Source organism: Luteibacter sp. UNC138MFCol5.1, from assembly GCF_900110505.1.
Classification (GTDB): domain Bacteria; phylum Pseudomonadota; class Gammaproteobacteria; order Xanthomonadales; family Rhodanobacteraceae; genus Luteibacter.
The window spans coordinates 533,123-548,963 of record NZ_FODZ01000002.1; the positions used below are offsets into that span (position 1 = coordinate 533,123).

Below are 15,841 nucleotides of genomic sequence, written 5' to 3' on the forward strand. Positions count from 1 at the left end.
GCTCAGTCCTCCGCCCCGCCCGGCTTCACCGTCTCCTGCTTGTCCCGGTGCTTCAGGTGCGCGAACACGTTGTAGAACGACACCAGCATCGGGAAGGCCGTCTGGATGATTCCGACGGAATCGTTCTTGCCCCAGATGAAGTAGGCCAGCGTGAGCACGCTGCCGCTTACCGACAGGTACCAGAAGGACATGGGTACCGTGACCTTCTTGTTCTTCTTCGTGGCGTAGAACTGGACGAACCAGCGCGCGGTGAAGAGCAACGTACCCAGGAGACCGATGATCTTCCATGGGGTCAGGGTCAGGAGATGGAGGTCGGCGAGGGCTTCGTGCATGGCGGTGTCCGGGCGATCGATCGGTGCATTCTAGGCGACAGGCCGTGAGGATGCCTTAGCGGGCTCGTCATACCGGCGAACGCCGGTATCCACGGCGACCACCTTCACCGATGCGATGTCGCCAGCCAGGCACTGGGGACGTGGGTACCGGCGTGCGCCGGTACGACGGGGGCGATGGACCGGAAAAAAGAAAACCCGGCGCTGGGCCGGGGGCTCGTCGAATCGATGGTGGGCGGTACAAGGATCGAACTTGTGACACCTGCCGTGTGAAGGTTCGCTGCTACGCCGGGCCGGCGGCTTCAAACGACGAAGCCCGGCATTAGGCCGGGCTTCTGGAATCGATGGTGGGCGGTACAAGGATCGAACTTGTGACACCTGCCGTGTGAAGGTTCGCTGCTACGCCGGGCCGGCGGCTTCAAACGACGAAGCCCGGCATTAGGCCGGGCTTCTGGAATCGATGGTGGGCGGTACAAGGATCGAACTTGTGACACCTGCCGTGTGAAGGCAGTGCTCTACCGCTGAGCTAACCGCCCATCGAGCCCGGTATATTACGGACCCCCACAGGGGCCCGTCAAGCGTAACAGGACGAAGTCAGTGGCAGCGGGACGACCACGATCGATCCAGACGCGCGCAGGGTGAGCAACGAGCCCTGGATACCGGTGGTGTTGGTGCCAGTCTCCGTGGTGGGCAGGCCCGCCTTACGCGGGCAGGCCACGAACGAAAGCGTCGTCCGACCCGCGCTGGTAACGAACTCGCCCGTCTGGTTGAAGGTGAAGATCAGACCATCTTTACCGCGCACCGAGACATTCGTCATCCCCGTCGTGTAACGAAGCAGCTGCATGCTGCCATCGTTCTTGAACGGCTGGTTCGCCCCCGCGGACGTCACGTCGTACGAATACACGATCCAGCCCACGTCGTAGTTGTACGGATCCGATTTCGCTTCCTGGCAGCTGGTGCCCGTCGTGCTACGGCACAGGGAGACGAAGCGATGCTGGCTGGCTGCCTGTCCGCGCGCGAACTGCATGTCGGCGGAGAGGGAGTTGATGGCGTTGGCGACACTGCTACGACTCATCACGGCGCGAAAGCTCGGTACGGCCACCGCCGTAAGGATCGCGAGAACGAAAATCGTGACCATCAATTCGATGAGCGAGACGCCGCGCATCGCGCCGACGGGCCCTGGGGATTTGCCGCTCAGCGCGCGCATCACCAGCAACGCCCGTTGCTGTTCTTCGCCGTATCCGTCAGCGCCGGCAGCTTCGTCCCCGTCGAATCGATGCTCAGCGCGCCGCACTTGTCGCTCTTCTGCGCGCCCGTCGCTACCGGCGTCGCGGTAGCGGTGTAGCTTTTCGTAAGATCGTTGGAAGCGATCGTGACGGTGTAATAGCCCTTTTCGGAGGTCGCGCTCTTCAGCTTCAGATCGCCGGTCACCGGGTCGGCGCCATACTTGTTGAATGTCGCGTAGTACCGCTCCTGCGCGTTGGCCACGCGCATGAGCAGCTCCTGACCGTCCGCGCGACGGGCGCGGAAGGCGTAGCGGCTATACGACGTGATCGCCACGCTCGCGAGGATGGCCATCACCGCGACAACCACCATCAGCTCGAGCAGTGTGAAGCCACCCAGGGTCCGGGCTTTACTGGTCATTGAGGATTCTCCAGGAACGACGGCGCCAGATGGGGGAGCCGATCGAGAATGCATCCGTCTTGCCCTTCAGCGTGACACCCGGAACCAGCGTCGTGCCGCCGCCGATCAGCGTCGCCGCCGGCAGGTTGCCCGTGGCGGGTGGATTGTCGACGCGCGCACCGGCCAGCGTGTAGCCGGCACCGAAGGAACCTGTGCCGCCGACACCCGCGCCGGCCGAACCTGTCGCCGCGTCGATCACCATCAACGCACCGGCGCGACCCGGGTTGCAGGGATCGGGACTGGTCGGGATGAGCGTAGTGATGATCGCGCGGTTCGTGTTGAACAACGCTGTTGGCGTCACGACCACGCGTTCGCCCGCCGACACGTCGAGGTCGAAGAACCAGCCGCCCTTGGTCGTGGCGACCGCATTCGATGTCAGGCCACGGTTCTGGCTCGCATCCTCCACGAGATCCTGTTCCTGCAACTTGTCGCGCGTCCAAGGCAGGCCCGTCGTGCTATTCAGGCCCGTATCGCGAATACCGTAAACGGACTGGGTCTTCGCACCCACGGTCGTGCGATCGTCCGGGCCCAGGAACTTGCCCGTGCCGAACACCACATCGAAATACTGCGAATTCGGGTCGGGGAAAAGACGTGGCATGACCGTGATCGGCTGATCGTTCGCCGCGGTCCCCGTCGGGCTGCCCGCGGTGGCCTTGTACAACAGATCGACCGTTCCCTTGCTTATGTCCCTCAGGTCGAAGCGCCAGAGGTTGCCGGCCAGGTCGCCTGCAAACGCCACGTCGTCGATCTGGTCGTTGTCGTAATCGCCGAGCACCGGGGGACCCAGGCCAAAGCTGTTCACGTCGGCGCCGCTGTACTTCAGGGGAGTCTTGAATTCCTTCAGGAGCTCTCCCGTCTGCGCATCGAGCACGAACAGCGAACTCTGCTTGCTCGTAGCCGCCGCCGCGCCATACGCGGGATCGAGACTGTCGGTGGGAAAATAGCCTGCGGGCACCACGACAACCCACTTGCCGTTGGCAAGGCGGCCCACGTTCGGCTGGCCGAAGGTGTAACCGAGGTTGGCTCCGTCGGGCGACGACGAATTGAACTCCCAGAGCACCTTCTTGGCCACCGCGCTCGTCGACGTCCCGGTCGGGTCGGTGATGTCGATCGCATAGATGCCGCGGCCGCCGTAGCGCAACCCGCCAATCAGGATCGTGTGCCATCCGGTCGATGAGTTCGTCCGGTTCTGGCTGAAGTACACATCGCGGAAGATGGGCGTCGCGTCCACCGTCGGCTGATACGCGAAGTTGTCCTTCCGGGTGAAGTACCACAGCTTGTTGTACGACGCGGCGGGCACATACGCCCACTGCTCCGCACCCGGCGTGGCACCGGCGGCCTTCGCAAGGCGAGCATCGAACGCGTGCATCATGCCGTCGTTGGCCGCCACGTAAAGTATCGGCTGACGGGTGAGGTTGTCCGACACATACTGCGAATAACTGTTTTTCGGATCCTTCTGATAGGCGGCCGTCTCGGGCGCCGGAGTCTTGGCGTCGATCGGCGGAAAATAATCGCGATACCCGCTCGCCGGATAGCTGACGTAAACCGGCTGCGCGTTGACGATGGGGCCCAGCAGGAGCGAACGCGTACGCAAGAGCCCACCCTCCTCCGTGCGATCCCCGCGAACCCAGTTCACGCGCTTCTCGCCGTTGGCGTCGGTGGTGCCTGCGACCGGATCCGCGACGTCCCAGATCGCCTTCTGCGCCGTCGTCATGTTGGCGTACCTGAAATCGATGCCATTGCCTTCGCCGGGTCCGGCGCTCGTCACGATGACGCGAGCGGCTTTGCTATCGGTGAGCAGCTTTCCGGCCTCCCAGAGCAGATTGCCCTGGTTACCGCTCGAGGTCACCGCATAGGCCTCCAGCTTGCCGGTCCAGTCGGAAGACGAGAACGACGGCACGTACGTCACCGAATCGGTACTGATCACGCCGGAACTCAGCGCGGCGGAGACTGCGCTGGATGAGGTCGAAATCACCGAATTGATGATGTTGACCAGGCTGTTCACGAGGGTGGCCGGGTCGGATGCACTGAAGAAGCCGCCACGGCTGTCAATGGCGCCATGCCAGGTGTCATCGATGCCCTCGGGCGAGTTGTTCGCGGGCTGCGGCCAGGCCTTGGTGCCCGCCTTCAGTGCCGGAAGATCGCTTGGAAAGTTAAGGGTACCCGCGACACCGAGCGTCACGAAGAACTGGGCGACGTGCTGCCAGGTCGCAGGATCGTTGGCAGGGTTCCAGTAGACCTGATCGTTCGCGGCGATATTCTTCGGATCGACCGGCGTGTCGGACGTGAGGTCGGCCCAGTAGGGCTTTACGCCGTCGTCGAGGGTCGGCTGGGAATCCGTCGCCCAGTAGAACCAAGCGATGTTGGCCATCGACGACGGAACCGCGTCGCCGGCCACGTTGCTGTACACCTTCGAATTGATCGAGCCGGGGTCGTACGCCTTCTTGTCGGGAAGCGTCTGCGCCGTCTGGGTAATGTTTGCCTTGCTTTCCATCTTCGCGGGCAGCGTCGGGTTGCCCTCGTTCCAGTAGCCGTCGGTGACGAGCATATGGAAGTTGCGCCGGCACACGAGATCCTTGCTGTCGTTGCCGCTAAGCCCGTTCCAGTAGGGATCGTTCTTGTCCTTGCTCAGCGTCGAGCGGAACACGTTCGACGCACGAATCGTCGCAGCGCGTGCGGGCGTCGTACTGCTACCGACCACCTGCGTGATCCAGTCGTAGAAATCGCGACGAACGTCCGAACCCAATGCACCGATGTCGAGCAGGACCGCGCTGGTTCCGAAGCGCGTCGCCGGGGCGCTGCTGCTCGCCATGTTCTGCCAGGCGATTCGCACCGAGTTGCCGATCTTCGAGAAAGCCTGGGTCAGCGTCGTGCGCGTCATCATGTTGCGCGTACGGTAATAAGCGAACCAGTTGGCAAAGTTCTGGTAGTCGGCCACCGGCACGGCGACGGCCTCCCAGTTGGACGCCTTGTACAACTCCTTAGCGTTCATCGACTTGTCGGCATTGAGCACGTTTGCAGTCGAAATCAGGCGAAAGTAGTACGGCCCGCCGTTGGGACTCAGGCCATTCGGATCGACAACTTTGCCATCGAAGGGATTGACCGCGTCCGGCGTGCAGTCCCAGCGCGAATCGAGCACACCCAGCACGAGCTTTCCGTTGAGGATCGCCACGCGGCCATCGTTCGCACTGTCCGAGCTGTCCTGGTTCGAGCGCACGACCGCGGCACCCGGTATCTGCGCATTGACGCGCCGATTCACGTCGATGCCATTCATCCAGACGGCAGACAGCGTCTTGTCCGCGTTGGGATAGGGCGTGCCGTCGTAACCCACCGGCGGCGTATAGACGATGTTCGGGTTGTAATACACGCCGTTCATCGCGGACGAGCGCAGGTCGGTCTTGTCCTTGATGCGCGGATCGATGACGCCGGCGCACATCCACGGGCTTTTGGTTCCCCAGCCCGCTTCGTCGAACGGGCGCTTGTCGCCCATGAAATAACTCTGCATCGACCCCGAATCGTCGAACGTCACCGCGATGTTCGGGGCCACGGACGTCGTCAGGTCGGGCGGGGGTGCGCCGAGGTTGGTGCGGTCCGCCAGAGCGATGCCCGGCAGGGCGCCGAAGGCAGTGAGGGCCACCGCGGCAGTGGCCGTAAGCAGGCGATGCGTTGCGCTCATGACGGATCCCTCAGTTGGCCTTGGCCGCGAACGTCGTCTCGAGGGCACGAACGGTGTTGTCGTTCGCGCCTGTCGATCGGGCGGTGATGCGATAGACGTGACTGTCGACGCTGGTGTTTCCAGTGCCGGGCGCGGACTGACCCGATTCGTGCTGCGTGCCGGAACCGGGAGGCAGCTCCACGCCCAGGTCTTCGATCAGGTACACAGGATCCTTCGTGAGCTTGAACGTATTGTCGGTGCTGGCCTTGGTGAGAGTGCCCGCCGAATACGTCGTGCTGGCGGTGGCATCCCAGCCCTTGGCGTTGCGGAACTTCTCGACGTCGGCATTCGTGATGGTGGCGTCGTACTTGTAGCAGACGGGGCCCGACGTGGTGCAGGCCATCGGCGTCGTGTTGCTTGCTGTCCACAGGCGCCATTCCGCACCGCGCAACGCCGATTCCGCGCCGAAATCCGCGAGCTGCGAGCTGCGCAGACCGCCGACGAGCCGTAGCTGCATCAGCGACGTGCCCGACGCCGCCATGGCGAGGATCGTGATCAACAGAAGGAAGATCAGCGCGACCACCAGCACGACGCCCCGCTGGGCGCCAGGCGGCGGCACGATCATTCGGGAAGGGATGGTTTTCATGTGCACTCCGGAACGCATCGCGTCAGGGGTTGTAATTACGCAGCATCACCAGCGAGGTGAACTGACGACGAAGGCGTCGCGTCTCGAACCCCTGCGCGGTCGGCTTGATCGCGAGGCTCGCCGTCGTGGCGCTCGCGGGATCCACCGGCGCGTAGGTGCCGTTGGCCGAGTCGGGGGTATAGACGAAGGCCGTTTCGGGGGCCGTCAGGTTGGGCATGCTCATCTGGCTCGCAAGCAGCAACGAGACTTCGATGCTCTTGACCGCGCGCCACGCGCAACCCGGATCCGTCGGTGACAGCGTGCTGGCCGTCGGCGGACAATCGGTCCGCTTGTCCACCTGATCGGCCGTCAGAAACTTCACATTGCCTTTCGCGTCCTCGACACCGTAACGGAATGTCAAACGCTCAACGCCGCGGACCAGCTCCTGATCGGGCACGGAAACCGTGTTGCCATTGACCCGGCGCATGAGGGCGCCCGTTTTCACGCCGGTCGCCGAGCCGTCGTCACTGACGACCTGCACATAGTAGGTAACCGTCTGCATGTCGTCGACGAAGTCGTACAGGCGCGACGCCGATTGCGGCTGCGGCGGCTGAGGTGCCGAGAAGTTGTTCGTGGCGTCGGGCTTGATGGTCTTCGTCTTGTTACCCGTAACGGCGAACACCTGCGCACCGGAGCAGTCGGCCACCAGGGCCATGGGGCTCTTGAAATCGGTGACAGGCGGCTCACCTGCCGTGGGCGCCAGATCGATCTGCGTCAGCGCGGTACCGACCGACGTCACCTTGCTGGTGTCGCCCAGACGCCAGCCACGCGACACATCGAGATAGCGCATGGTCAGGACATCGGTGCCGATGACCCGATTGCCGACCGCCGTGCCTGCCGTGTCGAGATCGCCGCCAAGGAAGGCGACAGGGATCGGCAGACACGCCGCCGTGCCCGTGCAGTTGTACCCACGCATGAACATGAACGACGGCATGGGGTACGCGGCCGTCGGCGCGGCGGGATAGGTGATCTCGCCCGACTTCTCGCCCCACTTGCTGGTGTTCTCGAACATGGCGGGCAGCAGCGATTTTGCGAGCACGCGTGGCGTCCGCAATCCATCCAGTGCCAGGCCCGACGACGTCGAGCTGGCGATGCCGCCGGTGTTGTTGCAATACATGCCGTTCGCGGCGGCGAGGTCGTCGGTGAGCTGGCCGAGGGCGAACCGGCCGTCTTCCTGGATACGCGCAAGCTGCGTCTGCACCCGGTTACTGCTCGACGTCGACAGGAATAGCGTGATGATGCCACCGGAAACCAGCAGTCCAAGCACCAGCGCGACCATCAGTTCGATGAGGGTCACGCCGCGCATGGCTCGAAGATGGAAGGTACGCACGGTCATGGTTGGAACACCCAGGTAAAGGACTGGAGGCTACCGTCTGCGGTGTTGTCGTCCGTGCTGCCGTAGCCGCGCTCGGCCCACGTGATGATCATCGTGCAGGTGCCGCCGAAAGGCGGCCGCATGGCGATCACCGCGGTCGGGTCATAGGACATGTCCGTGGCTTTCGTGCAGGCGATGGTGCTCGGGCCGAGCCCTGGCAGGAACGCCTTGAGCTGGGACGTCCACAGAAGCTTGTCGCGCTTGGCAATGTCTTCCGGACCGCACGCCGCCGATACGTCGCACTTCGGGACGGTGCCTGTCGTGTAGGGGAAGGTGTCGGAGTAATAATCCTTCCACAGACCGTACGGGTTGGCCCGCATGCGATCCGCCATGCTGCTGGCGAGAAACGTTACCTGCGTGCGCACAAACGCCGTTTGGTTCGACCGCGTCGAGACGATCAGAAGGCCGGCGAGGCCGATGAGGCCCAGGCTGAAGATCAGCACGGCCATCAGCACTTCGATCAGCGACACGCCGCGCATACCGCGACGGGAACGAATTCTGGCCACGTCGGCTCCCCCTGCATTTTCCCTGACCGTAGACTAGCCCGGCGCCCACAGGTCGCAAGGGACTTCCGACAAGCGGTAGTGGCTCGCCGACGAGTGGCCCGACGAGGGTCGGCACTCGCGCTAGGATGACACCCCGTACCGCCCTGCTTCCGGGGCGACGACCTGGGGAACACCATGCGCGTGACCTTGACCATCGTTTTGATCGCCGGCACAGCGTGGACGGGCCTGGCGATGGGACAGTCGACGACGCGACTTCCGTCGGGCGTCTATCTGGACGACGCGGGGATGGCGGCTGCCTATGCGGCGAGCTTATGCGGCATGCCCCCCGCGAATCTCCAGGCCTTCCGACAGAAGCTCGACACACTCAGCCCGGGCGGTAGCGGCAGCGCGCCCTACCACGCCGGCGAAAAGCAGGCGATCGACATCATCAACGGCGTGCGACAGAACGACAGCGACACAAGCGAGCTGGCCCAACGGGTCTGCCCGCGCTCGCAGGCAATCGTCGACAGGGTGCTGTCCGTACCCTGACGAGAGGCTGACGACGCTTTCACGGCAGTCAGCGCTCCATGGTCCCTTCATCATGACGAGGATCAGGCCCATGTCGCACGACCGCCAGGATGTGACGCACCCCGACCACGGCCAGCCCGGCCGCAAGGAAACTGAGGCAGAGAAAAAAGAGCGCAAGGAGCACGCCAGCGATAACCAGGATCAGGCATTGGAAGAGACGTTCCCGGCCAGCGATCCGGTTTCGCCCTTCGTGCCGGCGAAAGCACCCGACTGAACGAATGACCACCGACACGACGCCGGGATGTGCTCCGACACACCGGCGTCGCCTCGGCAACACGAAGTGGTCACGAAAACGCGCGGAGAATGAGCGGGCTAAGAACGGAGTTTCATTCCATGCTCGCCCAGTACGTCTTCACTTCCGCCAACGCACCTTTCCGCATCGTTCGCCACGGTCATCGCTGGCGCGCGTTGTTTGGCGATCGCGAGGCAGGCCGCTACGACACGCCGGAAGACGCGATCCGCGATCTGCGGGCCGCGTTTCCTGAAGCGAAGTTGCCGCGCCGCCTGAGCGACTGGCGCTACCTCCCGGAGGCCGCCCTCCTTCACCTGCCGCCGCCGAGCGCGGCCGTGGTCGCGCGACTCGCCGCCGCCTGACTGTAGAGAGGCGCCCTAGCCGGCCGCCGGCCACTCCCGCGCCAGCATCGCGAAAATCATGTCGTCCACCCATTCGCCACGGAAGCGGTAGCTCTCCACATGGTGGGCCTCCTGCCGGAAGCCCAGCGACCGTAAGAGCGCGATGCTCGCCACGTTCCTCGGATCGACGGAGCCGACGGCGCGGCGATACCCCCACTCGCCGAACGCCAGCGTCAGCATCGCGGCCATGGCCTCGCGGGCGTATCCCCTGCCCTGACACTCGGGCCGCAGCGATACGCCGAATTCGATCGCGTCGTCGACCGTCGCGGGAAAATGGATGCCCAGGTCCCCGACGAGGTTGCCCGTTCCGCGGTCGCGAACCGCGAGCTGGAACCAGCTGTCCGGCACGGCGAACGCCTGTCCGCTCTGGCGGGCGATGAAATCGTCCGCTTCGACGGGCGTGGCCGGCTTCCAGCCTTGGTACCGCGCGACGGCGTCGTCACCGCGATACGCGAACAGGATGGGTCCATCGGAAGGCTGAAGCCGGTCGAGCAGCAGCCTGGGAGTCGTGTGAGAGGTAAAGAGAGGTCCGTTCATCGCCGCATCGTCGGCGCTCGGACGGCGTAAGGCAAGCCGGCCATCGACGGCCGCCGAAACTTTACGCAGCGCTTACCCGGAAAGCGCCCGTCCGGCGCAGCTTTTTTACGCACCCCGCGTGGAAACTGGCGTCCCCCATTCAAGGAACGCATCGATGTCGATCGTCGTCATCACCGGACCGCACGCCGAGTCGGATACGCCAGACCCAGGCAGCTCGGCGATGTGCCGTCTGTGGGAACGCGCGCAGGCGGCCGGCGTCGATCTCGCCTGGCGCCGCTGCGACACCTTCGCGCAGCTCAGCGGATGCCTCGAAGCACCCGGCGACGATGCCGAGCTGCTCCTTCTCGACGTCGACGCCGAGCAGCTGCCCAGCGCGCTGGTCGACCCGGTCCGCGACGCGCTATCCGCGCTGCGCGTTCCCTACATCGAAGTCCACGATCGCAGCGCCGCGACCGACGCCTCGTCGCTCGCACCCGGCCACCCTTCGCTCGTGAGCGTCGTCGTGCCCGGCAACGCCATCGCCGGCTACGACATGGCCCTCTCGATCGGCCTGCGGTTCCTGAAAGACGCCACGCGCCTCGCGGCATAGCGCCGTTGGAGCGCACCTGGGCGCGATGGCTGCTTGCGGCAAGCACCCCATCGCGCCCAGGTGCGCTCCAACAGCGTGATGGGGCTTGCCGCGAGCGCCCCGTCGCGGCCCATAAAAAAACCCGCCTGTTGGCGGGTTTTTCGTGCCCTGATCTTGCGACCCTGGGCGAATGCGTGGTGCGGAAATAGGAATCGAAGTTCACGGCGCAGGCGTTGCGCCCCAACGCCTCTACATCCGATGACGCTCGACCTACTCACAGCCGTACTCACAATTGGCATCCGTTGGGTCCGCCCCTTCTCGCGATAGGTGCGAGGGCTGGGCCGCCTATCTTCCCGGTAGGTTGAGATGCCGCCATCCACCGGATGCGGTCTCCTGCATGATCTCGACCACACGCGTGCCGCCACCGCTGGCGGCGCACTCAAGTGCGAACTCCACGGCGCGGCCCTCCGAATTGAACGACTGGGTCTCGCCCTGCCAGAGAACACGCCAGACACGCTCGTTGATGCCCGGGAAGCAAATGAACACCCGGCGCGGCTTCCACACGTCTTTCAACTGCGTCTCCGACGGAGCTCAGCGCGAACGTCCCACGAGTTCTCCCCGACCGTTCGCACCGCCTGGCGTAGCGCGAGTTCGGAGACACCAAGCACTCTCGTCCAGTAGGACATGTCCGAACGGAGGCAGACGTTCACCTTGGTGATGTCTGCGGGTGAAACGACCTGGCGAGAAGGTGTCATGGGCGGGGCCTTTGGCGAGCAACATCATTGACAGACCGAGGGTTACCCCGACGTGACGGTCGCGACCGGTGAGACCAAGTGGTCAGAAAATGACCACATGACCTTCAGCCGATCGAACCGACGCGAGCGCGAAGAGCGCCGCGAGCGCAGCAACTACGTCAGCGGCGGCCCAGGCTTCCGGTTCTGCCAGAAGCACCGCCAGCGCTATCGCGACGCCTCCCTCTGCCCCACCTGCTTTCCGCCGGCCACCGCCCGGACGCGCTGATGGCGTACTACGGCCGCACCGAACGCGCGCGCTCGCGCCAGTCGAAGCGCGAGATCGAGAACGCCTGGGTGATCTGTCCGACGCATGGCGGCTACAACCCGTGGCAGCGCACGATGGCCGGCCTACGCCGCGGCGAGTGCCCAAAATGCCAGGCCGAGCGCTACGAGGCCGCCTTGAGGGGTCAATAAGCAAATTCGGCAACCTGCCCTAAGGTGTCATGGATGCCATTGCGATCGCCTTCTAACATCCGTCTGGACGGGACACTGAAATGAGGTGGGGATGGGGATCGCAGACATACGCCGCCAGAATCTGGTGCGCGTACTGAATCTGTTGCACAGGGAAGGACTTACAACACCCGAAGAACAGGCACGTTTTCTTGGGAATATCGTCCCACCAAGCAAGCTCCGACTCATGGTCGAAACCGAGTCGGTGATCCCTGAAATCTTCGCGCGAGCCGTCGAGCACCGGCTCAGGTTCGCGCGTGGCTGGATGGACCAGGAGAACGTGCCCGGCCGTGCCCGTCAACCCTTGGAGGAGGATCGCGCGCCGGACTCGTCAGATTAACGCCCGGACCTCATGAGCGATCCTCCGCGCCTTTCGGCTTCCGCGGCGGAAGCCCGTGGGGCGTCACACGGCGCGTCCGGTCCATCGGCTTCGGCTCGATCCGCCGGCAGGCGGCCCACCGCTCCACCATGCGCTTTGCCTGCCGCTCCGAGCCCGCCCGCGCCTCGATCGACGCGTCCCGGTCCCCGTCCGGGAAAAGGCTCACCCTCCACTGCGTGCCGTGCGCCAGCTCTCGGATCATCACGAACGGCACGCCGTTCTCCGCCGCGCCGTAGATCTGCGGCAGCGGCGCACTGAGGGCATCGGACGGCTTGTACCAGGTGACGGTGGACATGGCGCGGGACGATACGCGCGGCGAGTCTCATAGAGCTGGACATCGCGGCACGCCGCATAGCGATGGCGGCACCAGGTTCCTAGGGGCTTCACCTCATGGCTGGCGAAGGGCGGCGTAGCAGCGAATCTCGAAGAGCAACTCACCGAGCTGATAGGCCAACTCGCGGTTGCCGAGGCGCCCGGAATCGAGCGCGTACTTCAGTCGCTGCGCTCGAGCGGCAACTTGGTCGCACCGAAATGCGATCGCCACGGAGGCCAGCGTGCCGAGCCCGGCCGATGCGCCTTCGCGGTCCCCGCGGTCCAGGCAGCGTTCTACGCTGTCGAGCGCGCTCGCGAGGGTATCTTCCCAGTTAGCCGATACCTGTCCCGGCATGTGTCCAGTCGCACCGTCCCCAAAATGGCAGACTACCCGAGGGCGCGGACCATGTCTGTGCAAAAGCTATCCTGCCCGAATTCACAACCGAGCTCACATCAGCTCAACGAGAGCTTTGAATGCCAGCGCACGCCGGCCCGCGCTACCGACATGAGGCACGCTCCCGTGAAAATTCGCGAAGACCATGTGCTGACCATCGCAGAGATCGTGTGCGATGCGGCCGCCGCCGGTGACGCGGCCCTCGCGCGCGACTTCGACGAAGCCCGCTTCCGGTCCCAGCTCGCCGCGGCCAGGGCCGATGCCGCCGGACTGGTGGACGTGGCGTTCGCCGCCGCACTACTCCTCGAGGCCCTGGGTGATCCGGGTACGCTTCCGAAACCCGGGTATGGCGAGGCAATGAACCGCCTCGCTATCACTCTCGACGTGGTCGGCTTCGATCCGCTCTGACGACCGTCAGGAGCGCAGGACGCTCCAGGAGCCGTCCGCCTGCTCCGACTTCACGATCACTTCCTCGCCCGCGCTCTCAAAGAACTGCGCAAGAACGACGGCCGCAGTGACGGCGTCGTCCTCGGACGCGTAGAAGTGCTCGGTGCGTTTGTTCATCGTCACCCGCCACAACCCTCGATCCGTCGTGGGACGAGCCACGTAGATGACTACGTCCATCATGCCTTGCCGAGCGCCTTCCGCACGTCCGCGGCCATGACTCCGACCCGCTTCACGACCGCGCGGAGCTCCTCCTCGGACACGTCGAGCACGCGGGTCCAGTACTGGACCTCGTAGTCCTCGTTCACGTTGATGCGCTGCGCGTCGGCGGGCCCGCGGTTGCTCTTGTCGTCGCTCATGATGACCTCTCCCGTAGTGGTCCTGAGCGTCCTGATCCAGCCGTCGACTCTTCGCGAAAGTTTTCTAAAGGCTGACTGGCCTTACTAACTCGGGGCCTTTGTTCTTCGGGGAGCCCACGGCCTTCGGCACGGGGTAGTAGACGAGGTCGGCCTCAGGGGCCGCCGCCAGCGTTGCGCCAGCGTCCTCGGGCGAGCCGTCCATCCACACCTCCCAGAGGTCGGGCGGGAGGATCACGGGCTGCCGGTCGTGGATATCGCCGGAGACCCTCCCAGGCTCGCCGGTGATGATGGTGAAGGTGTGGGTCCAGTCCTCGGCGTCCGAGGCGCGCCAGCCCTCCCACAGCCCGGCGAACATCAGCAGGTGACCGGCTGGGTCGTGGATGAAGTACGGCTGCTTGTTCGGCGACTCGCCCTTCCACTCGAAGTAGCCGCTCGCCGGCACCAGGCACCGGCGCTTCTTGAATGCGTTCCGGAACGAGGGCTTTGTGGCCACCGTCTCGGCGCGCGCGTTGATCGTCTTCGCGCCGAGCTTCAGGTCCTTCGACCAGGACGGGACGAGACCCCAGCGGAACGCCTTAGCCTCGTAGCCCCGCTGCCCGTGCGCGACCACCAGCGCCTTCTGAGTCGGCGCGATGTTGAACTGGTCCTCGCGCAGGTGGATCTCGCTCATGATGTCCAGCTCTAGCTGGTCCAGCACCTCGCGAGCCTCGCGGCTCAGGCTGACGGGTCCGAAGGTGGCGTAGCGTCCGCACATGGCCGCAGCATACCGCCGCGCCGTGACGACGGTGTCAGGCCGGCTGCTCGATCGGCGCGTGCACCTCGATGATGGTCCCCGGCGCGTGCACGAGCCAGCCGAAGGCCTCGGGCTGCGGTGCCAGCGCGATCACCTCCTCGAGCGTGGGGATCGGGTCGGGCAGCTGGCCATTGAAGCCGGCCTGCCACTGCGATGCCCAGCGCCACAGCGCGTCGCGCCAGGCGATCATCGCCGCGGCATCGCCGGCGAACTGCGGCACGCCCGAATCCTTGTAGGACACGCACGAGAGCACGGAGTCGTAGGCGTTGGTCTGCGCTGTGAGCTCCATCCACGCCTGCAGACCGGGCGTGAACCTGGCAACGTAGTCGTCGAAAGAAGGCGTCGGTACTGGGTCCGGCACGTTGCCGGCATCGATCCACGCTCGGTACAAGTCGCCGAGGAGGCCGCCGTCGATCGGCACCAGTGTCCCGGTCGCCCTGTCGAGTACGAATGCCGGGTCGTGGGTCTGCTGGTATCGGGTCATACTCATAACCGCGCGTCCGCCGTCCAGTTGAGTGCGAACGCCGTCAGGCCGCTGGCCGTAGCCGCCGCGCCGTAACGGAAACCGTTCACCGTGATGTTGTCGGCGATGCCGTTGAACGAGTTCGCCGTGTAGGAGTAGGCGGCATTGATCGCGGCGACCGCCCGCTTCTGGACCTTGAACGATGCCGTGAACGTCGCCGTCTGGTTCGCGATCATGTAGAAGTCCGCGTTCTGACGCCCTGCCTCGTAGTAGCGCTGGGCGGCCGCGAGCTCCACCGCGATATGGCGGCGCTCAAAATTCGTCGCGAACGAGCCAAGCTCGAGCTGGACACCTCGGCGCTTTGCCGGTCCGTCGAACGACGTCGCTCCCGCGGTCGACAGAAGCATGAATACGTTGCTCGTCAGCGAGGACGGAACGACTAGCGTCACCGACTGCTTCCCTGCCCCGGCAGGAATGGTTCCCGTGGCCGTGGTGGCGGTTGATCCGTCGGGCTGAAGCTTCACCGTGATGGGCGCCGAAGGGTTCCACACCGATACCGTGACCGTAGCGTTCGCGATGTCTGGGGTTTCCAGCACCTGCGCTATCGTCCCGGTCAGGGTGATCGTCGTCCGGTCCGACGAGAGCGCGAAGGTTGCCCCAGCACCGACGGTGCGCCACATGTCGTAACCGTAGGTGTTTGCTCCCATCGCTCCACCCGCGAACGCGGCCTGATTCACGCGTAGGTCGCCGTTCAGAAGGAGGCTCCGACCTCCCTGGGCGACGACGATAGCTTCCACGGGTGAAAGTCGCAGATCGAGATCGGCGCAGTTCTGGTCGAGCTTCATCAGGGCGGCGGTGCCGTTGTCGCCACCCTGCGCCGTGGGCCGAAAGTCGATACGCGAAATTGCCATGCAT

The 15,841-nt window shown here is 64.7% G+C and carries 23 protein-coding genes and 1 tRNA gene; 7 read left to right on the forward strand and 17 right to left on the reverse strand.

The window, feature by feature from the left end; all coding sequences use genetic code 11:
- Nucleotides 1–2: 2 nt before the first annotated feature.
- The 8 genes from BMY69_RS06680 to pilV all read right to left on the reverse strand — a co-directional run bounded on the left by BMY69_RS06680 (nt 3) and on the right by pilV (nt 8,233).
- Nucleotides 3–332, reverse strand: coding sequence for a lipid-A-disaccharide synthase N-terminal domain-containing protein (locus tag BMY69_RS06680; protein WP_090052338.1), 330 nt, complete (start codon nt 330–332; stop codon nt 3–5).
- 458 nt (nt 333–790) lie between these two features.
- A tRNA-Val gene (locus BMY69_RS06685) sits at nt 791–865 on the reverse strand.
- A 38-nt stretch (nt 866–903) separates the two neighbouring features.
- The gene (locus tag BMY69_RS06690; RefSeq protein ID WP_090176320.1) at nt 904–1,536 is read right to left on the reverse strand and encodes a GspH/FimT family pseudopilin; all 633 of its coding nucleotides are present in this window, start codon (nt 1,534–1,536) and stop codon (nt 904–906) included.
- A complete protein-coding gene (locus tag BMY69_RS06695) occupies nt 1,536–1,973 on the reverse strand; it encodes a type IV pilin protein (protein WP_177191110.1) in 438 nt (145 codons plus the stop codon). The genes BMY69_RS06690 and BMY69_RS06695 overlap by 1 nt, the downstream gene beginning before the upstream one ends.
- On the reverse strand, nt 1,963–5,688 hold the full coding sequence (locus BMY69_RS06700) for a pilus assembly protein (RefSeq protein WP_090176325.1): 3,726 nt from the start codon (nt 5,686–5,688) through the stop codon (nt 1,963–1,965). The genes BMY69_RS06695 and BMY69_RS06700 overlap by 11 nt, the downstream gene beginning before the upstream one ends.
- A 10-nt stretch (nt 5,689–5,698) precedes the next feature.
- Nucleotides 5,699–6,313: a pilus assembly PilX family protein gene (locus BMY69_RS06705; protein WP_177191095.1), complete on the reverse strand. Its 615-nt coding sequence runs from the start codon at nt 6,311–6,313 to the stop codon at nt 5,699–5,701.
- Nucleotides 6,314–6,335: 22 nt separating this feature from the next.
- The gene (locus tag BMY69_RS06710; protein ID WP_090176332.1) at nt 6,336–7,688 is read right to left on the reverse strand and encodes a PilW family protein; all 1,353 of its coding nucleotides are present in this window, start codon (nt 7,686–7,688) and stop codon (nt 6,336–6,338) included.
- Nucleotides 7,685–8,233, reverse strand: a complete 549-nt coding sequence (gene pilV / locus BMY69_RS06715; RefSeq protein WP_218143130.1) for a type IV pilus modification protein PilV — start codon at nt 8,231–8,233, stop codon at nt 7,685–7,687. The genes BMY69_RS06710 and pilV overlap by 4 nt, the downstream gene beginning before the upstream one ends.
- A gap of 174 nt (nt 8,234–8,407) precedes the next feature.
- Between pilV and BMY69_RS06720 the strand changes: the two genes are divergently transcribed.
- From BMY69_RS06720 to BMY69_RS06730, 3 genes are all read left to right on the forward strand, one after another.
- Nucleotides 8,408–8,761 carry a hypothetical protein gene (locus BMY69_RS06720; protein WP_090176338.1) on the forward strand — a complete coding sequence of 118 codons (354 nt, stop codon included), beginning with the start codon at nt 8,408–8,410 and terminating at the stop codon, nt 8,759–8,761.
- 70 nt (nt 8,762–8,831) lie between these two features.
- On the forward strand, nt 8,832–9,014 hold the full coding sequence (locus BMY69_RS06725) for a hypothetical protein (protein WP_090176341.1): 183 nt from the start codon (nt 8,832–8,834) through the stop codon (nt 9,012–9,014).
- A gap of 119 nt (nt 9,015–9,133) precedes the next feature.
- Nucleotides 9,134–9,394 carry a hypothetical protein gene (locus tag BMY69_RS06730; protein ID WP_090052322.1) on the forward strand — a complete coding sequence of 87 codons (261 nt, stop codon included), beginning with the start codon at nt 9,134–9,136 and terminating at the stop codon, nt 9,392–9,394.
- A 15-nt stretch (nt 9,395–9,409) separates the two neighbouring features.
- Here the strand turns inward: BMY69_RS06730 and BMY69_RS06735 are convergent, their stop codons facing one another.
- A complete protein-coding gene (locus BMY69_RS06735) occupies nt 9,410–9,970 on the reverse strand; it encodes a GNAT family N-acetyltransferase (RefSeq protein ID WP_090176343.1) in 561 nt (186 codons plus the stop codon).
- A 154-nt stretch (nt 9,971–10,124) separates the two neighbouring features.
- On the opposite strand from BMY69_RS06735, the gene BMY69_RS06740 reads away from it, so the two are divergent.
- Nucleotides 10,125–10,559: a hypothetical protein gene (locus tag BMY69_RS06740; protein WP_090176346.1), complete on the forward strand. Its 435-nt coding sequence runs from the start codon at nt 10,125–10,127 to the stop codon at nt 10,557–10,559.
- A gap of 324 nt (nt 10,560–10,883) precedes the next feature.
- On the opposite strand, the gene BMY69_RS06745 is transcribed toward BMY69_RS06740, so the two are convergent.
- Nucleotides 10,884–11,111: a hypothetical protein gene (locus BMY69_RS06745; RefSeq protein ID WP_090176348.1), complete on the reverse strand. Its 228-nt coding sequence runs from the start codon at nt 11,109–11,111 to the stop codon at nt 10,884–10,886.
- Nucleotides 11,112–11,390: 279 nt separating this feature from the next.
- On the opposite strand from BMY69_RS06745, the gene BMY69_RS19565 reads away from it, so the two are divergent.
- Entirely contained in the window at nt 11,391–11,558 is a 168-nt protein-coding gene (locus BMY69_RS19565; RefSeq protein ID WP_177191096.1) for a hypothetical protein, read from the forward strand.
- On the forward strand, nt 11,558–11,746 hold the full coding sequence (locus tag BMY69_RS06755; RefSeq protein ID WP_090176354.1) for a hypothetical protein: 189 nt from the start codon (nt 11,558–11,560) through the stop codon (nt 11,744–11,746). Before BMY69_RS19565 ends, BMY69_RS06755 begins: the two co-directional genes overlap by 1 nt.
- 386 nt (nt 11,747–12,132) lie before the next feature.
- Here the strand turns inward: BMY69_RS06755 and BMY69_RS06760 are convergent, their stop codons facing one another.
- Nucleotides 12,133–12,456, reverse strand: coding sequence for a hypothetical protein (locus tag BMY69_RS06760; RefSeq protein WP_090176357.1), 324 nt, complete (start codon nt 12,454–12,456; stop codon nt 12,133–12,135).
- A 93-nt stretch (nt 12,457–12,549) separates the two neighbouring features.
- Nucleotides 12,550–12,828 (reverse strand): hypothetical protein, encoded by a 279-nt coding sequence (locus BMY69_RS06765; RefSeq protein ID WP_090176360.1) that lies wholly within the window; start codon nt 12,826–12,828, stop codon nt 12,550–12,552.
- 165 nt (nt 12,829–12,993) lie between these two features.
- Between BMY69_RS06765 and BMY69_RS06770 the strand changes: the two genes are divergently transcribed.
- A complete protein-coding gene (locus tag BMY69_RS06770) occupies nt 12,994–13,275 on the forward strand; it encodes a hypothetical protein (RefSeq protein ID WP_143070402.1) in 282 nt (93 codons plus the stop codon).
- Nucleotides 13,276–13,281: 6 nt separating this feature from the next.
- Here BMY69_RS06770 and BMY69_RS19570 read toward each other — a convergent pair whose 3' ends face one another.
- From BMY69_RS19570 to BMY69_RS06795, 5 genes are all read right to left on the reverse strand, one after another.
- On the reverse strand, nt 13,282–13,431 hold the full coding sequence (locus tag BMY69_RS19570) for a hypothetical protein (RefSeq protein ID WP_177191097.1): 150 nt from the start codon (nt 13,429–13,431) through the stop codon (nt 13,282–13,284).
- Nucleotides 13,432–13,490: 59 nt separating this feature from the next.
- Nucleotides 13,491–13,670 carry a DUF3606 domain-containing protein gene (locus tag BMY69_RS06780; protein ID WP_090176368.1) on the reverse strand — a complete coding sequence of 60 codons (180 nt, stop codon included), beginning with the start codon at nt 13,668–13,670 and terminating at the stop codon, nt 13,491–13,493.
- Between the two features lie 64 nt (nt 13,671–13,734).
- Nucleotides 13,735–14,424, reverse strand: a complete 690-nt coding sequence (locus tag BMY69_RS06785; protein WP_090176372.1) for an SOS response-associated peptidase — start codon at nt 14,422–14,424, stop codon at nt 13,735–13,737.
- Nucleotides 14,425–14,458: 34 nt separating this feature from the next.
- A complete protein-coding gene (locus BMY69_RS06790) occupies nt 14,459–14,953 on the reverse strand; it encodes a hypothetical protein (RefSeq protein WP_143070403.1) in 495 nt (164 codons plus the stop codon).
- Nucleotides 14,950–15,837, reverse strand: a complete 888-nt coding sequence (locus BMY69_RS06795) for a hypothetical protein (RefSeq protein WP_090176378.1) — start codon at nt 15,835–15,837, stop codon at nt 14,950–14,952. Before BMY69_RS06795 ends, BMY69_RS06790 begins: the two co-directional genes overlap by 4 nt.
- Between the last annotated feature and the right edge of the window lie 4 nt (nt 15,838–15,841).

What these genes read in the sequence shown, in the direction of transcription:
- BMY69_RS06680 (WP_090052338.1), bottom strand. Translation starts at nt 332, where the DNA reads ATGCACGAAGCCCTCGCCGACCTCCATCTCCTGACCCTGACCCCATGG.
- BMY69_RS06690 (WP_090176320.1), bottom strand. Translation starts at nt 1,536, where the DNA reads ATGCGCGCGCTGAGCGGCAAATCCCCAGGGCCCGTCGGCGCGATGCGC.
- BMY69_RS06695 (WP_177191110.1), bottom strand. Translation starts at nt 1,973, where the DNA reads ATGACCAGTAAAGCCCGGACCCTGGGTGGCTTCACACTGCTCGAGCTG.
- BMY69_RS06700 (WP_090176325.1), bottom strand. Translation starts at nt 5,688, where the DNA reads ATGAGCGCAACGCATCGCCTGCTTACGGCCACTGCCGCGGTGGCCCTC.
- BMY69_RS06705 (WP_177191095.1), bottom strand. Translation starts at nt 6,313, where the DNA reads ATGAAAACCATCCCTTCCCGAATGATCGTGCCGCCGCCTGGCGCCCAG.
- BMY69_RS06710 (WP_090176332.1), bottom strand. Translation starts at nt 7,688, where the DNA reads ATGACCGTGCGTACCTTCCATCTTCGAGCCATGCGCGGCGTGACCCTC.
- BMY69_RS06720 (WP_090176338.1), top strand. Translation starts at nt 8,408, where the DNA reads ATGCGCGTGACCTTGACCATCGTTTTGATCGCCGGCACAGCGTGGACG.
- BMY69_RS06725 (WP_090176341.1), top strand. Translation starts at nt 8,832, where the DNA reads ATGTCGCACGACCGCCAGGATGTGACGCACCCCGACCACGGCCAGCCC.
- BMY69_RS06730 (WP_090052322.1), top strand. Translation starts at nt 9,134, where the DNA reads ATGCTCGCCCAGTACGTCTTCACTTCCGCCAACGCACCTTTCCGCATC.
- BMY69_RS06735 (WP_090176343.1), bottom strand. Translation starts at nt 9,970, where the DNA reads ATGAACGGACCTCTCTTTACCTCTCACACGACTCCCAGGCTGCTGCTC.
- BMY69_RS06740 (WP_090176346.1), top strand. Translation starts at nt 10,125, where the DNA reads ATGTCGATCGTCGTCATCACCGGACCGCACGCCGAGTCGGATACGCCA.
- BMY69_RS19565 (WP_177191096.1), top strand. Translation starts at nt 11,391, where the DNA reads ATGACCTTCAGCCGATCGAACCGACGCGAGCGCGAAGAGCGCCGCGAG.
- BMY69_RS06755 (WP_090176354.1), top strand. Translation starts at nt 11,558, where the DNA reads ATGGCGTACTACGGCCGCACCGAACGCGCGCGCTCGCGCCAGTCGAAG.
- BMY69_RS06760 (WP_090176357.1), bottom strand. Translation starts at nt 12,456, where the DNA reads ATGTCCACCGTCACCTGGTACAAGCCGTCCGATGCCCTCAGTGCGCCG.
- BMY69_RS06765 (WP_090176360.1), bottom strand. Translation starts at nt 12,828, where the DNA reads ATGCCGGGACAGGTATCGGCTAACTGGGAAGATACCCTCGCGAGCGCG.
- BMY69_RS19570 (WP_177191097.1), bottom strand. Translation starts at nt 13,431, where the DNA reads ATGAACAAACGCACCGAGCACTTCTACGCGTCCGAGGACGACGCCGTC.
- BMY69_RS06780 (WP_090176368.1), bottom strand. Translation starts at nt 13,670, where the DNA reads ATGAGCGACGACAAGAGCAACCGCGGGCCCGCCGACGCGCAGCGCATC.
- BMY69_RS06785 (WP_090176372.1), bottom strand. Translation starts at nt 14,424, where the DNA reads ATGTGCGGACGCTACGCCACCTTCGGACCCGTCAGCCTGAGCCGCGAG.
- BMY69_RS06790 (WP_143070403.1), bottom strand. Translation starts at nt 14,953, where the DNA reads ATGAGTATGACCCGATACCAGCAGACCCACGACCCGGCATTCGTACTC.
- BMY69_RS06795 (WP_090176378.1), bottom strand. Translation starts at nt 15,837, where the DNA reads ATGGCAATTTCGCGTATCGACTTTCGGCCCACGGCGCAGGGTGGCGAC.